Source organism: Streptomyces sp. NPDC007084, assembly GCF_040703595.1.
Taxonomy (GTDB): Bacteria; Actinomycetota; Actinomycetes; order Streptomycetales; family Streptomycetaceae; genus Streptomyces.
In genome coordinates this window covers 222,631-235,667 of the sequence record NZ_JBEYFY010000005.1, presented here as the reverse complement: position 1 = coordinate 235,667, position 13,037 = coordinate 222,631, and the positions used below count along the sequence as shown (strand labels likewise).

The window sequence follows — 13,037 nt, the reverse complement described above, 5'->3', positions numbered from 1 at the left end:
TGCCCCCGAAACGCCGGATCACTCCTCGTCCGCGCGAAGCCACCGGACCGGTGGGCGGTTTCCCGACGGCCCGCGCGGCGCGTACCTCTGATCGTGTTGTGGGCGCGTACCTGTGATCGCGTTGTGAAGGTGCCCGCCGCCGTGACATGGGCTCCCGGGGTTCGGGAATAAGGGGGAACAGCCCACCCGGCACACCGGCCTCCACCGGTGCGGTGCCGGCGACGGCGTGGCGCCGCGACCACGGCGCGAGAACGGGAAACACGGCAAGGGAGGTGAAGGATGACCACCGTCGAACAGCCCTCCGCCGCATGTCCCGTGTCCGGAGCGAGCCTGGAGCGCAGCCCCGAGGCCGCGGTGCACGCCCGGGGGATGGCCAGGGCGTTCCTCGGCACACTGCCCCGGCAGGTGCCGCGCGAGGCCGCCGAGGCCGTCAGCCTCGTGGTCTCCGAGCTGGTCACGAACGTGGTGCGCCACGCGCGCGGCCGGCTCTGCAGCGTCGACCTGCGGTACGTGGGCCACGGCGTGGGGATCTCCGTCTCCGACGACGACCCGGAGCCGCCGCGCCAACGGCGGCTCGACCTGACCGGAAAGGGCGGCTTCGGCTGGCCGCTGGTGCGCCGGCTGTCCTCCGAGCTGACCGTCCTCGCCCGCGCGGACGGCAAGACCGTGCACGCCGTCGTGTCCTTCTGACGATTCCGAGGAACGAGCATCATCCGCGATCCAGTCACGACCGCCGACCGCTCCCGAGTCCACCGTCCCCGCGGCAGGGCGCCCCACCCCTGGGACGGGCGGCCCCGGGCATACGACGCGGCGCCCGGCCCGCTCGCCACCCCCGCCCGGCCCAGGCACCCGGGGAGCGCGTGATGACCCGTGGTGGATGACGGGCACACCAACCGCGCACCGGCGCCCGGAACCCGGTCCGAGGCGGTCGCCGGACGCACGGCCGACGCCGTCGACGTCCTCGTGGAGCTGTGGATCTCGGCCGCCCGGTCGGTCGTCCCCCGCCTCTCCGCCCACCAGCTCAAGGCCCTGCGTGCCGTGGGACAGCGGCCCGACCTCACCCTCACCGGCCTGGCCGAGCGCGTCGGCATCGCCCTCCCCGCCGCGAGCCGCCTCTGCGACCGCCTGGAGGCCGCCGGCCTGCTGCGCCGCGTTCCCCATCCGGGCAACCGGCGCGCCCTGCACCTGCTGCTCACCCCGCTGGGCAAGGGGGTCCTCACGGAGATCGCCGAGCGCCGCTCCCAGCTCCTCGCGGCCGTCCTCGCGGGCATGACCCCGGGGGAGAGGACGGCGTTCGAGAAGGGTCTGCGCGCCTTCCAGGCGGCACGTCCCACATCGCCGGCGGAGCAGCAGCCCGGCGCGTGAGACGCGCGAGTCCGCGGCTGCCGTCGCGGTGGTCGTGGTCGTGGCTGCGGTCGTCCGGTCCTCGGCGGAGTCCCGGGCGACCGGAGCCTCACGCCCCCGGCCGACCGGGGACCGGTGGGGCACCGGAGCCACCGGGAAGCGGGCCGGTGGCCGGGCCGCCGATGTGGCACAGCAGCAGACACACGTCGTCGTCCCGCTGCGAGTCCCGCAGCAGCGGGTCGAGCATCCGGTCTGCCGCGCCTTCCAGATCGAGGTCCAGGTCGGCCGCGCGCTGCGCGCCGAGCGCCTCGGCGAGCCGCCGGATGCCAGGGTCGATGCCCTGCGTCCGCCGCTCCACCAGACCGTCGGTGTAGAGCGCGAGGGTGGAGCCGGGCGGGAGGTCGGCGGTGTGGTCGCGGATCTCCTGGTGCAGCGGAATGCCCAGCATGGCGCCGGGTTTGGCGTCCAGGACCCGGACACCGCCGTCCGGGGTGCGCAGCACGGGCGGCGGGTGCCCGGCGGCGGCCCAGGTGACGGTGGGCTCGTCCGGGTGGAAGCGGGCGATGACCGCCGTGGCGTACAGATCGGGCTGGAGATGGTGCAGGAACACGTGCAGCCGGGTCAGGAGCTGCCCCGGCGACCCGCCGTCCACCGCGTACGCCCGCAGCGCGGTGCGCAGTTGGCTCATCATGACGGCGGCCCGCAGCCCGTGGCCGGTCACATCGCCCACGACGGCGACCAGGCCCCCGTCCGGCTGCCGGAACGCGTCGTACCAGTCGCCGCCGATGTTCAGCCCGTGGGTGGCCGGCAGGTAGCGGGCCGCGAGGCTGAGCCCCGCCGTGGTGGGCAGCTCGGTGAGCAGGGCGCGTTGCAGGGTCTCGGCGATGTCCCGGTTGTGCTCGAACCGCTGGGCGTGGTCGATCGCGACACCGGCCCGGCGGGCAAGCTCCACCAGCATCACGGCGTCGTCGGGGCTCCAGCGGTCCTCCGGCGGCCTCAGCGTCACCACGCCGAGCGGAGCGTGCCGGGTCAGCAGCGGGACGCACAGCAGCGGCACGTCGGGATGGAGCGCGGAGGGCGGCAGGTCGTCGACCCCGGGCATCCCGCCCGGGTGGTCGGCCGCGTACTGCGGGCGGCCGGTGCGGGCCGCCGCCGCGGCGGCGGCCGGCTGCGGAGACGGCTTACGGGTGTCGTCGTCGGCGAACAGCCATACGTCGACACCGCGCGCGTAGGCCGGGACGAGCAGCTCGTGCAGCCTGCGCAGGATCTCCTCGTGGTTCAGCGAGGCGGTCAGCGCCGCGCTGGCGTCGGCGAGGAACGTCAGCCGGCGCCGGGCGCTCTCGGCCTCCGTACGGGCCTTGCGCTCGGCGGCGAACAGCTCCCGCTGCACCCGCCCGGCCGCGTCCAGCTCCGCGTGCAGCGCGAGCACACCCTGATTGGTCTGGTGCAGCTCCTCCCGGTGGAAGGAGACCAGTTGCTCCTGCTCGGCCAGTTTGTCGAGCACCCGTGAGGTGTCCTCGTCGGCACTGAGGAGGGCGTCGGCGAACGTCTTGCGGTCGCGCGGCACCCGCGCGGTGACATCGACCGAGCCCGGCTCCTCGACGTCCACGCTCGCCTGCCAGCCCGGCCTGCTCCCGGCCCCGTTCGCCTGCGCGCCGAGGGCGACCGTGATCCGGCCGGGCGTCCCCGTGTCCGAGGGCGGCGTGCTGCGCAGGGTCATGACCCAGCAGCCGCCCTTGACCAGGGCCTGCCGCAGGCGGGCGCTGAGGGCGGTGACCAGCCGGGTGCGCTCCACCGTGGACACGCCGTGCGCCGCGACGAGCCGGGCGACGGCGATCCGCGCCCGCGCGGCGTCGTCGACCGTGGTGATCTGCCAGGAGTGGGTCATGAGCGGTGATCCTGCGGGGTGGGGGTCAGCACGGCCACGGTGGTGTCGTCCCGCACCGGACGTGCGGCACTGCTGGAGTCCCGCACGATCACCGCGGCGGTGACGGCGGGGTCCCAGGATGTCAGAGGGGCGACGGCCGGCGGTGTCCAACGGCTCGGCAGTCCGTCGCTGTGCAGCACGAGCAGGCTGCCAGGCGTCCACGGCGCCCGGCAGCCGGGCAGCCGGGCCGGCCGGTGCGCGCCCACTATGCCCGGGTGGGACAGCAGCGGGCGCCAGGTGTCGCCGGTCAGCAGCCGGGCCCCGATGTTGCCGATCCCGGCGAAGTCGAGCTGGTCGCGGGCGAGATCGAGCCGGGCCACCGCGATCGCCGCGCCCCGGGTGTCGCGCAGCGCCGTGTGCAGGTGCCCGAGCAGTTCCGCCGGCGGCAGATGGGCGGACCGGTGCAACTCCTCGACGGCCGCCCCGGACGCCCGCGCGGCGGCCTCCCCGTGACCGAGCCCGTCCGCGAGGAGCAGGGTGACGTGGTCGCCGGCCCGGACGCAGGCCCAGGCGTCGCCCGAGTACGCGGCGGCGGCCAGCGGGACGTTGATACCGCCGGCCCGCACCCGGGGGCGCGTGTCGGGTGCGCGGTGACCCGGCCGGTCCCGTCGCGCGGCGTGCACCCGCGCGACGGCGACGGTGCCCTGCCCGGGCACGCTGTGCACCTCGAAGTGGTCGGCGATCCGGCGGCAGGTGCCGAGCCCGGCGCCGAGCGAGGCCGTCGTGGAGAAGCCGTCGCGCAGCGCGGAGCCGAGGTCGGCGATGCCCGGACCGTGGTCGACCGCGGCGATCTGCAGGGCCGGGCCGAAACCGGTGCCGGGCAGCGCGAGGTCGGCGTCCACGGTGTCGATCAGCACCTGTCCGCCGCCCCCGTGCTTGAGCAGGTTGGTGGCCAGCTCCGTGGCGACGAGCGCGGCGACGGCCCTGCGGTCGCGGCCGAGCCCGGTGTGGTCGGCGGCCTCCTCGGCGGCCACCCGGACGTCACGGACCCGGGTGGAGTCGTGCACGGGCACGTCCCAGACACGTGTCATGGGCTCTCCTGGCGGGGCGGCGGGGGACCGGCGGTCCAGCAGATCACGGTCACGTCGGTGCCCTCGCCGGGGCGGCTGTCGATGGAGAACTCGTGCACCAGCCGGCGGGCCCCGCCGAGGCCGAGGCCGAGGCCGCCGCCCGAGGTGTAGCCGTCGCCGAGGGCCCGCTCGACGTCCGGGATACCGGGCCCCTGGTCGGAGAAGGTCAGCCGCAGTCCGCGCGCCGCGCCGGTCCGCAGGACGGTGGACTCGACCTGACCGCCCCCGCCGTGCACGAGCGTGTTGCGGGCCAGTTCACTGGCGGCCGTGACCAGTTTGGTCTGGTCGACCAGTCCGAAACCGAGCTGAGCGGCCGCCTGGCGCACATGCTGGCGCACCCACGCGAGATCCATGTCGGTGCGGATCGGCAGGCAGGCGGTGACGCGGCCGGAGGTTTCCGTCACGGGCGCTCCTGGCGTACTGGACCGTGGTGGTCTGGACCGAGGTGGTCGGCCGGCGGCGCCGAGGTCAGCAGGCGCACGGCCTCCTCGGCGTCGAGCGCGGTGCGCAGTCCGGGCAGGGTCAGGCCCAGTTCGACCAGGGTGATGGCGACGGCGGGCCGCATGCCGGCAACGACGGTCTGCGCCGCGAGCAGCCGGGCGTGCGCCGCAACCTCCGCGAAGATGCGCCCGAGGAAGGAGTCGACGATCTCCACCCCGGAGATGTCGATGACGACACCGCTGACGGAACTCGCGGCGATGGCCTCGCCGATGTCCCGCTGCAGCCGCTCGGCCGCCTCGTCGTGCAGGTCGCCCTGCAAGGTGACCAGCAGGACGTCACCCAGCTTCAGTACCGGGACGTGGGCGCCCTCGGGTCCGGTGACGGGGGCGCTCACCGCGCGCTCTGCCCGGTGCGGTCCCGGTCGACGATCGCGATGCCCTGGCGGTGCAGGGCGTACGCGAGGGCGTCGGCGAGGCTCGCGCGGGTGACCACTTCGCCGAGGTCGATGCCGAGGTGGACGATGGTCTGCGCGATGGCGGGCCGGATGCCGGAGACGATGCACTCGGCGCCCATCAGGCGGGCGGCGGCCACCGTCTTCATGAGGTGCTGGGCCACCAGCGAGTCGACGGTCGGCACGCCCGTGATGTCCAGGATGGCGTAGCGGGCCTGCTGGGTGACGACGGCGTCGAGCAGGCTCTCCATCACGACCTGGCTGCGGGCGCTGTCCAGGGTGCCGATGAGGGGGACGGCGACCACGCCGGTCCACAGCTTGATCACCGGTGTGGCGACCTCCAGCAACTGCAGGCGCTGGCGGTCGATCAGTTCCTGTCCTTCGCTGAGCGTCGTCTCCAGCACGACCAGGCGCAGGGTGCCCAGCAGCGCGGTGAGGGCGACCGCGCAGGCCTCGGCCCGCTCCCGGGGCCCCTCGGCGAGATCCGCGCTCAGCAGCTCGGAGGCCGCCGGGCGCAGTGCCGCCACCTCGTCGGCGATCTGCGCGGACGTGGCGCCCGTTCGCGCGCGCGAGGCGGCCATCCGCCCCAACTGCTCGCGTACGGTGGCGAATCCGGCGGCACCCAGGTCCTCGACCCGGCCCGCGGCGGCGACGGCCGCGAGCGCCTCCACGACGGCCCGGCCGGCCTCCACCGCCTCGTCCCGCGAGAGGGTGAACACGGTGCGGAACAGCGCCTCGTCGGCCCAGCGCTGGGCGAGCTGCTCGCGGCGCCTGCGCAGGAACTCACCGACCTCCCGGGACGCCGAGTCCTGGTGCACCGCTGCCTGATGGTCCGCCACGTGTTCTTCTCCCTGGTCCGTTCATCGCGCCGACGAGCGTGTTCCCGTCCGGCCATGGTCTCTTGTCGTACGGCAACTGTAGCCATGGCCCGATCGCCTCCGACACCCGCTCACGGCACGGGCGCCGGGCCGGCCGGCCGGGCCCCACGCGAGCCGCCTCGCCCATGGCGTGCTACTCCGGCTCCGCCCCTTGGGCGCCGTGCCAGTCGAGACACACCACGAGGGCGTCGTCCTCCGGTTTGGGTCTGACCCGGTGACCGGACAGCTCGCGCAGCACGGCCCGCGGCACCTCCGTCGCGGGCAGCAACTGGGTCGAGGTGATCGCCATCGCGAGCGCCCGCTCCCCGTACGCCTCCCCGCCGGGTCCGGCGACGGCGTAGACACCGTCACTGACGAACAGCAGCCGGTCGCCGGGCTCCACCTGGAACTCCTGCACGAGATAGTCGGTCTCCTCGAACATGCCGAGCGGGAGCTGGGCCTCGAAGTCGACCCGCTCCACGGTCCTGCCGCGCAGCCGCAGCATCTGGGGCGAGCCCGCGTCGATCACCCGCAGCCGGCCGGTCGACAGCTCGAAGTCGAGCATCAGCACCGACAGATGCGAGGCGCCCCCGTACTGGGCGTAGATCGCCTGGTCGGCCAGCGCCGCCTGGTCCTGGAGGGAGATGCCCGCCCGCCGCGCGTTGCGCAGGGCGTTGATGCCGAGGTTCGTGAGCAGCGAGGCCTCGATCCCCTCGCCCATGCCGTTGGTGATGTACAGCAGCAGCCGGTCGGCGCTGGCCGACCAGTCGAAGTTGTCGCCGAAGATCGCGTAGGCGGGCTCCAGCTGGGCGCCGAGTTCGTACTCGCGACGGGAGCAGGAGCGGCCGGGCAGCAACTGCCACTGCATCTCGGCGGCCAGCGTCAGCCGGTCCTTGCGGCGCGCCTGGAGGTACAGGTCGGTGTCCCGCTCGGCCACCAGCACCTCGTGGGCGAGGACCTCCGCGACCTCGGCCAGCTCCGCGAGGGAGGCCTCGTCGCACGCGTCCGAGGGCAGCGTCACGGACAGCACGCCGAGCCGGTCGCCGCGCACCGTCACCGGCAGGTGCGCCCGCACCCGCCGGCCGGTGCGCTCCTCGACGAAGGGGCCCTGCGCGCCGAAGGCCCGGCCCTCGGGGCTGCTGTGCACCGGGATCGGTTCGAGGGTGTGCGGGAGCACCGACACGGGCTGGAGCACGGTGAGCCCGTAGTCGGCCATGAACAGCTCGACGGACTCGGCCGCGTACCGGTCGCACAGCACGGCACGGACGGCGTCGAGGAGTTGATGGGGTGCCGCGGTGCGCAGGGCACGCTCCGCGGCCACGAATCTGTTCACGATGTCGGATACGCCATTCTTCGACTAGTACGATGCCGGGTCCGGGCTCCGGGGAGCCGGCCCGCCTTGGGTGAGACCCGGTATCTGTTGTTCTGCTCCCGTCCCGGACCCCGACGGGTGTTTTGTTCCTGTCCTTGTCCGCGACAGGCTGACAGTGCCCGAGAAGACTGGGAGAGTGACACCGTGACTTCCACCGGCCCGCGTCCACAGCCCAGTGAGGTGGCTCGTGTGACCTCCGAGGCGGCCGAGCTGCTGGAGATCCTGTGGGGAAGGGCCTCCACGGCGCCCGTCTCGGCCTCGCAGCTCCGGGTGCTCTTCATCCTGGAGCACGACGAGGGCATCAACCTGCGCACGCTCGCCGACGCGCTCGGCTCCACGCCTCCCTCGACGAGCCGGCTCTGTGACCGGCTCCAGGCCGTCGGGTACATCGAGCGGACGCCCAGCGCCACCAGCCGCCGGGAGTTGCGGCTGTTCCTCAGCGTGCGCGGCCGGACCTTCCTCAGGGAGCTGCGCGCGCGCCGCGAGGGCGCGGTGGAAGCGGTGCTCGCCCAGATGCCGGCGGCGCAGCGGACGGCGCTCGCGGAGGGCCTCGCGGCCTTCTGCGCGACCGCGGCCGCACAGCTCCACGAGGACGACACGCCGGCCGCCCGCACGGCCTGAGCCGCCGCGCGGCCCGGACCGGGGGCCGGTCGCCGCGAGGGCGTGCGGCGCGCGAGCCGCACGGGCTCCGCCTCCATCACTCTCCGCGCCATCTCGGATCCTCTCCGCTCTTCGGGGGCGATCACTTTGTTGCCTCACGGTCATAGTTGTCAAATGGCAACTGTCGGCCGCGTGATCACGGTCTCCTGCGGTTCCGCGCAGGGGGTGGGGTTGGGTGGGTCTGACGGTGCCGATGCGCCCGGGAAGGGCCTCCGGAGAGCCGCGGGAACCGCCGGGTGACCGCACGTCGGTCCGGTGGTGCTCTCCGGCCGCGTGCCGCCCCTGGGCCCGTCCCGCTCCCGGTCTACTGACGCGAGGTCTCCTCGCCCACGTGCGCGAGCGCCGCTTCGAGGCCGTCCACGGACGCGATCGTGAGGCTCACGCCGGTGAGGTCCAGGACGCGGCGGACGACCGGGGCGGGCGAGACGAGGCACAGGCTCCCGCCCGCGAGGCCGGCCTCCTCGTGCGCCTTCAGGAGTGCGTTGATGCCGGAGGAGTCCATGAAGGGGACCGCCGACAGGTCGAGCAGCAGGTGCGGGCGGCCGGCCCGTATCTGGTCGGCCAGCCGGCCGCGCAGCTCGGGAGCCGTCTCGACGTCCAGTTCCCCGGCGACGCCGACCAGGACGATGCCGTCGCCGTACGGGGTCACCTCGATGGACACGGGCGCTGGTTCGGCCGGCACGCTTACCTCCAAAGGACACTGACCCGTCGGACACTGACCCGTCGGGAACCGCCGGCGCTGGGACGCCGGTGAGCAGGTCAACGGTTACCCCCCGAACCGGGATGCACACCTGGGGCTTCGCCGCCGGGAGCGCCCCCGGACGCAGTGGCCCGGGTCACGCGGCGCGCGCTCCGGGGCGCGGCGCCCACGTCGGCGCGCGGATCGGCGAGGCAGCCCAGGGCCGCGGCCTCCCGGCCCTCCTTTTCTTGACCCTCTCTTTTCCGCAATGCCTCTGACGCAGAGCTAATCTCGGGAGGGTGGAGCACGAGCCGGAGAGTTTTCCCGAGGCGCTGGCGGACGCCCTCGCCGGGCTGCAACGGCTGATCAGGAAGCGGCTGCGCGGCGGCACGGACGGGCCGCGGCTGCGCGGCGCCGAGGTCGACCTGCTGCGGCTGGTCGCGGAGCGGCCGGGGCTCGGTGTGTCCGAGGCCGCCAAGGAGCTGTATCTGGCGGCCAATTCGGTCTCGACCCTGGTCAACCACCTGGTCCGGGACGGCTACTTGGTCCGCGAGACCGACCCGGCCGACCGGCGGGCGGCCCGGCTGCTGACCACACCCGCCGCCGACACCCGGCTGCGGGACTGGCGGCAGCGGCGCGCCGTCCTGGTGCGCCGCGAGGTCGACCGGCTCGACGCCGCGGACCGCGCGGCCCTGGAAGCCGCCCTGCCGGCCCTGCGCACGCTGGCGGCGAACCTGCACGAGGAGGCCGAGGAGACATGACCGCGCACGAGAGCGAACCCGGGCAGGACACGGTGAACGCCGTGTCCTGCTCCGGGCTCGTCCACGCCTTCGGTGAGACCGTCGCCGTCGACGGACTCGACCTCGACGTCCGCGACGGCGAGGTGTTCGGACTGCTCGGCCCCAACGGCGCGGGCAAGACGACGGCGATCCGCTGCATCACCACGCTGCTGCCCGTCCCGGCCGGCAAGGTCCGGGTCTTCGGGCACGACGCCACCCGCGAACAGATGGCCGTACGCAGGCTGTTGGGCTACGTCCCGCAGCAGTTGTCGGCCGACTCCGGACTCACCGGCCGGGAGAACGTCGAGCTGTTCGCCCGCGTCTTCGACGTGTCCCGGCGCGAGCGCGCCGCCCGGGTCGAACAGGCGCTCAGCGCGGTCGACCTGACCGACGCGGCCGACCGGCTCGCCAAGACGTACTCCGGGGGCATGGTCCGGCGTCTGGAGCTGGCCCAGGCGCTGGTCAGCGCGCCACGCCTGCTGATCCTCGACGAGCCGACCATCGGCCTCGACCCGATCGCCCGCACCAGCGTGTGGGAGCACATCAACGCCGTACGCGCCGCCACCGGCATGACCGTCCTCGTGACCACCCACTACATGGACGAGGCCGACCAGTACTGCGACCGGGTCGCGCTGATGCACCGCGGACGCGTCCGCGCGCTCGGCACACCGGAGCAGCTCAGGCAGGGCCTCGGCGAGCGCCGGGGAACCACCGGCGACGGTGAACTGCCCACGCTGGAGGACGTCTTCCGGGACGTCGCCGGCAGTGGACTCGACGACCACTCGGGAGAATTCAGGGATGTCCGAAGCACCCGCCGCACCGCGTCCCGTGTCGGCTGAAGCGGCCCCGACGGGGAGCCTCGACCTGCTCGTTGTCCCGCCCCGGGCCCGTACCGGCTGGCGGGTGCTGCCCGCCCGGGTCGCCGCGATGTGCGCGGTCGAACTCCAAAAGCTCCGGCACGACCGCACCGAGCTGTACACGCGGGCGATCCAGCCCGCCCTGTGGCTGCTCATCTTCGGGGAGACCTTCACCCGGATCCGCGCGATCCCCACCGGCGGCATCCCCTACCTCGACTACCTGGCGCCCGGGATCATCGCCCAGTCCGCCATGTTTATCGCCATCTTCTACGGCATCATGATCATCTGGGAGCGCGACGCCGGCATCCTCACCAAGCTCCTGGTCACGCCTACACCCCGCTCCGCGCTCATCACCGGCAAGGCGTTCGCCGCCGGGGTGAAGGCGCTCATCCAGGCCGTGGTGGTCGTGGTGATCGCCGCTCTGCTCGGCGTGGCCATGACCTGGAACCCGCTGCGGCTCCTCGGGGTGGCGGTGGCCGTCGTCCTCGGCTCGGCGTTCTTCTCGTGCCTCTCCATGACGATCGCGGGCATCGTTCTCACCCGCGACCGGCTGATGGGCATCGGGCAGGCCATCACGATGCCGCTGTTCTTCGGCTCCAACGCGCTCTACCCGGTGGCCGTCATGCCGGGCTGGCTCCAGGCCGTCAGCAAGGTCAACCCGCTCAGCTATCAGGTAGACGCGCTGCGCGGACTGCTGCTCGGCGTCCACGCGCACCTGGCCCTGGACTACGGCGTCCTCGTCCTGGCCGCCGCCCTCGGCATCCTGTCCGCCTCCTCGCTGCTGGGACGACTGGCCAGGTGAGAGGGGGTCCGGGAGCCGTGCCGGTGATCGATTGGTGAGGTCGCGTGGTCGGGCATAACGTCGATGGGGTGACCATCCACGTTCATCGCCGACCCTAGATGCGGGGCCCTCTCCATGACGGCCGATCACGTGACATCCTCCGAGTCCGCCGACTCTCCGCAGCGGGGCAGAGGAAGCGGCCTCGCTCTTCTCGTCATCGCCTCGTGTCAGCTCATGGTGGTTCTCGACATCACCATCGTGAACATCGCGCTCCCGCACATCCAGACGGCCCTCGGCTTCTCGACCGAGAACCTCTCCTGGGTGATCAACGCCTACACGCTGACCTTCGGCGGACTGCTGCTGCTCGGCGGCCGGTCAGGGGACATCCTCGGCCGCCGCCGCGTCTTCATGTTCGGCGTGCTGCTCTTCGTCTTCGCCTCCCTGCTCGGCGGAATCTCCCAGGAGTCCTGGCAGTTGCTCGCCGCGCGGTCGCTCCAGGGCGTCGGCGGCGCCATCGCCTCGCCGACCGCGCTGTCCCTCATCACCACCACGTTCCGCGAAGGACCCGAACGCAACCGGGCGTTCGGCGTGTTCGCCGCCGTCTCGGCGGGCGGCAGCGCGATCGGCCTGCTCGCGGGCGGCATCCTCGTCGAATGGCTCGACTGGCGCTGGGTCTTCTTCGTCAACATCCCCATCGGCCTGCTGATCGTGCTCGCCACCCCCCGCGTCATCAAGGAGTCCGAGCGCCACCCGGGCCACTTCGACTTCCTCGGCGCCCTCACCTCCACACTGGGCATGGTGCTGCTCGTCTACGGCTTCATCCGGGCCTCGGAGGACGGCTGGAGCGATTCCCTCACCCTCGGCGCCTTCGGCGCCGCGGTGGTGTTCCTGATCGCGTTCATCACCGTCGAACGCCGGTCGAGACAGCCCATCACACCGCTGTGGATGTTCCGCGACCGCAACCGCTCGGGCGTCTACGCGATGATGCTCAGCCTGTCCGCCGCGATCTTCGGGATGTTCTTCTTCCTGACCCTGTTCGTGCAGAACATCCTCGGATTCAGCCCGCTCAAGGCCGGGTTCGCGTTCCTGCCGGTGAGCGTGATCATCGCGATCGGCGCGGGCGTCGCCTCCAACCTGCTGCCCCGCTGGGGTCCCAAACCCTTCATGGCGGTGGGCGCCATCCTGGCCGCCGCCGGTCTCGGCTGGCTGACACTGACCGACGTCCACAGCACCTACCTCGGCAGCATCCTCGGGCCGACGATCGTCTTCGGCTTCGGCATGGGTCTGCAGTTCGTGTCGCTGACGCTGATGGCGGTGTCCGGCGTGGAGTCGCGGGACGCGGGCGCCGCCTCCGGCATCCTCAACGCCACCCAGCAGGTCGGCGGCTCCCTCGGCCTGTCGGTGCTGGTCACCGTGTTCGGCACGGCGAGCCGCAACGAGGCCACCGACCAGGTCAAGAGGTTCCTGTCGACCGCGACCCCGCGGCAGCGGCTGGAGTTCCGCAGAACCGGACAGCTCCCGAAACCCTTCAGCGACCAGGTGCTGACCTCCGGCATCTCGGGCGCCTTCGTCGCCGCGGCCGTCTTCGCCGTCTTCGCGGCCCTGGTCGCCCTGATCGTCATCCAGGTGCGCCCCTCCGACCTGGAACGCCTCCAGGGCGGCGCGGGCCTCGTACCGGTGGACGGCGGCGGCTCCGGAGCGGGCGAGGGCGTGAGCGGCGGCCCGGCGCACGCGCGGGACTCCCACGAGCGACCACCGCCGCCCGGCTGACCGGATCACCCCTCCGGCCTGACCTCGGGTACCCGTGGGCGCTGGTCGG

14 protein-coding genes are annotated in these 13,037 nt (G+C 73.1%); 7 read left to right on the top strand and 7 right to left on the bottom strand.

The window, feature by feature from the left end:
- The first annotated feature begins 279 nt into the window (after window positions 1-279).
- Window positions 280-690 carry an ATP-binding protein gene (locus tag AB0912_RS07500; RefSeq protein WP_366697011.1) on the top strand — a complete coding sequence of 137 codons (411 nt, stop codon included), beginning with the start codon at window positions 280-282 and terminating at the stop codon, window positions 688-690.
- Between the two features lie 180 nt (window positions 691-870).
- The gene (locus AB0912_RS07495) at window positions 871-1,365 is read left to right on the top strand and encodes a MarR family transcriptional regulator (protein WP_366697010.1); all 495 of its coding nucleotides are present in this window, start codon (window positions 871-873) and stop codon (window positions 1,363-1,365) included.
- 88 nt (window positions 1,366-1,453) lie between these two features.
- Here AB0912_RS07495 and AB0912_RS07490 read toward each other — a convergent pair whose 3' ends face one another.
- The 6 genes from AB0912_RS07490 to AB0912_RS07465 all read right to left on the bottom strand — a co-directional run bounded on the left by AB0912_RS07490 (window position 1,454) and on the right by AB0912_RS07465 (window position 7,423).
- Complete coding sequence (locus tag AB0912_RS07490) at window positions 1,454-3,232, bottom strand: SpoIIE family protein phosphatase (RefSeq protein WP_366697009.1); 1,779 nt, start codon at window positions 3,230-3,232, stop codon at window positions 1,454-1,456.
- On the bottom strand, window positions 3,229-4,302 hold the full coding sequence (locus AB0912_RS07485; protein WP_366697008.1) for an ATP-binding SpoIIE family protein phosphatase: 1,074 nt from the start codon (window positions 4,300-4,302) through the stop codon (window positions 3,229-3,231). The genes AB0912_RS07490 and AB0912_RS07485 overlap by 4 nt, the downstream gene beginning before the upstream one ends.
- Window positions 4,299-4,694 (bottom strand): anti-sigma regulatory factor, encoded by a 396-nt coding sequence (locus tag AB0912_RS07480; protein ID WP_366697043.1) that lies wholly within the window; start codon window positions 4,692-4,694, stop codon window positions 4,299-4,301. Before AB0912_RS07480 ends, AB0912_RS07485 begins: the two co-directional genes overlap by 4 nt.
- Window positions 4,695-4,741: 47 nt before the next feature.
- Window positions 4,742-5,176, bottom strand: coding sequence for an STAS domain-containing protein (locus AB0912_RS07475; RefSeq protein WP_366697007.1), 435 nt, complete (start codon window positions 5,174-5,176; stop codon window positions 4,742-4,744).
- A complete protein-coding gene (locus tag AB0912_RS07470) occupies window positions 5,173-6,072 on the bottom strand; it encodes an STAS domain-containing protein (protein ID WP_366697006.1) in 900 nt (299 codons plus the stop codon). The genes AB0912_RS07475 and AB0912_RS07470 overlap by 4 nt, the downstream gene beginning before the upstream one ends.
- A 172-nt stretch (window positions 6,073-6,244) precedes the next feature.
- A complete protein-coding gene (locus tag AB0912_RS07465) occupies window positions 6,245-7,423 on the bottom strand; it encodes a PP2C family protein-serine/threonine phosphatase (protein ID WP_366697005.1) in 1,179 nt (392 codons plus the stop codon).
- Window positions 7,424-7,651: 228 nt separating this feature from the next.
- Here AB0912_RS07465 and AB0912_RS07460 point away from each other — a divergent pair, with 228 nt between their 5' ends.
- On the top strand, window positions 7,652-8,083 hold the full coding sequence (locus AB0912_RS07460) for a MarR family transcriptional regulator (RefSeq protein WP_366697004.1): 432 nt from the start codon (window positions 7,652-7,654) through the stop codon (window positions 8,081-8,083).
- Between the two features lie 343 nt (window positions 8,084-8,426).
- Here the strand turns inward: AB0912_RS07460 and AB0912_RS07455 are convergent, their stop codons facing one another.
- Window positions 8,427-8,804, bottom strand: coding sequence for an STAS domain-containing protein (locus AB0912_RS07455; RefSeq protein ID WP_366697003.1), 378 nt, complete (start codon window positions 8,802-8,804; stop codon window positions 8,427-8,429).
- Between the two features lie 296 nt (window positions 8,805-9,100).
- On the opposite strand from AB0912_RS07455, the gene AB0912_RS07450 reads away from it, so the two are divergent.
- From AB0912_RS07450 to AB0912_RS07435, 4 genes are all read left to right on the top strand, one after another.
- A complete protein-coding gene (locus AB0912_RS07450; protein ID WP_366697002.1) occupies window positions 9,101-9,562 on the top strand; it encodes a helix-turn-helix domain-containing protein in 462 nt (153 codons plus the stop codon).
- On the top strand, window positions 9,559-10,419 hold the full coding sequence (locus tag AB0912_RS07445) for an ATP-binding cassette domain-containing protein (protein WP_366697001.1): 861 nt from the start codon (window positions 9,559-9,561) through the stop codon (window positions 10,417-10,419). Before AB0912_RS07450 ends, AB0912_RS07445 begins: the two co-directional genes overlap by 4 nt.
- Window positions 10,379-11,239: an ABC transporter permease gene (locus AB0912_RS07440; RefSeq protein WP_366697000.1), complete on the top strand. Its 861-nt coding sequence runs from the start codon at window positions 10,379-10,381 to the stop codon at window positions 11,237-11,239. Before AB0912_RS07445 ends, AB0912_RS07440 begins: the two co-directional genes overlap by 41 nt.
- Window positions 11,240-11,353: 114 nt before the next feature.
- Window positions 11,354-12,988: an MFS transporter gene (locus AB0912_RS07435; protein ID WP_366696999.1), complete on the top strand. Its 1,635-nt coding sequence runs from the start codon at window positions 11,354-11,356 to the stop codon at window positions 12,986-12,988.
- Window positions 12,989-13,037: the final 49 nt, after the last annotated feature.

Bases quoted from the DNA above. Each gene is read 5' to 3' on its own strand.
- AB0912_RS07500 (WP_366697011.1), top strand. From the start codon at position 280: ATGACCACCGTCGAACAGCCCTCCGCCGCATGTCCCGTGTCCGGAGCG.
- AB0912_RS07490 (WP_366697009.1), bottom strand. From the start codon at position 3,232: ATGACCCACTCCTGGCAGATCACCACGGTCGACGACGCCGCGCGGGCG.
- AB0912_RS07485 (WP_366697008.1), bottom strand. From the start codon at position 4,302: ATGACACGTGTCTGGGACGTGCCCGTGCACGACTCCACCCGGGTCCGT.
- AB0912_RS07480 (WP_366697043.1), bottom strand. From the start codon at position 4,694: ATGGATCTCGCGTGGGTGCGCCAGCATGTGCGCCAGGCGGCCGCTCAG.
- AB0912_RS07445 (WP_366697001.1), top strand. From the start codon at position 9,559: ATGACCGCGCACGAGAGCGAACCCGGGCAGGACACGGTGAACGCCGTG.
- AB0912_RS07440 (WP_366697000.1), top strand. From the start codon at position 10,379: ATGTCCGAAGCACCCGCCGCACCGCGTCCCGTGTCGGCTGAAGCGGCC.
- AB0912_RS07435 (WP_366696999.1), top strand. From the start codon at position 11,354: ATGACGGCCGATCACGTGACATCCTCCGAGTCCGCCGACTCTCCGCAG.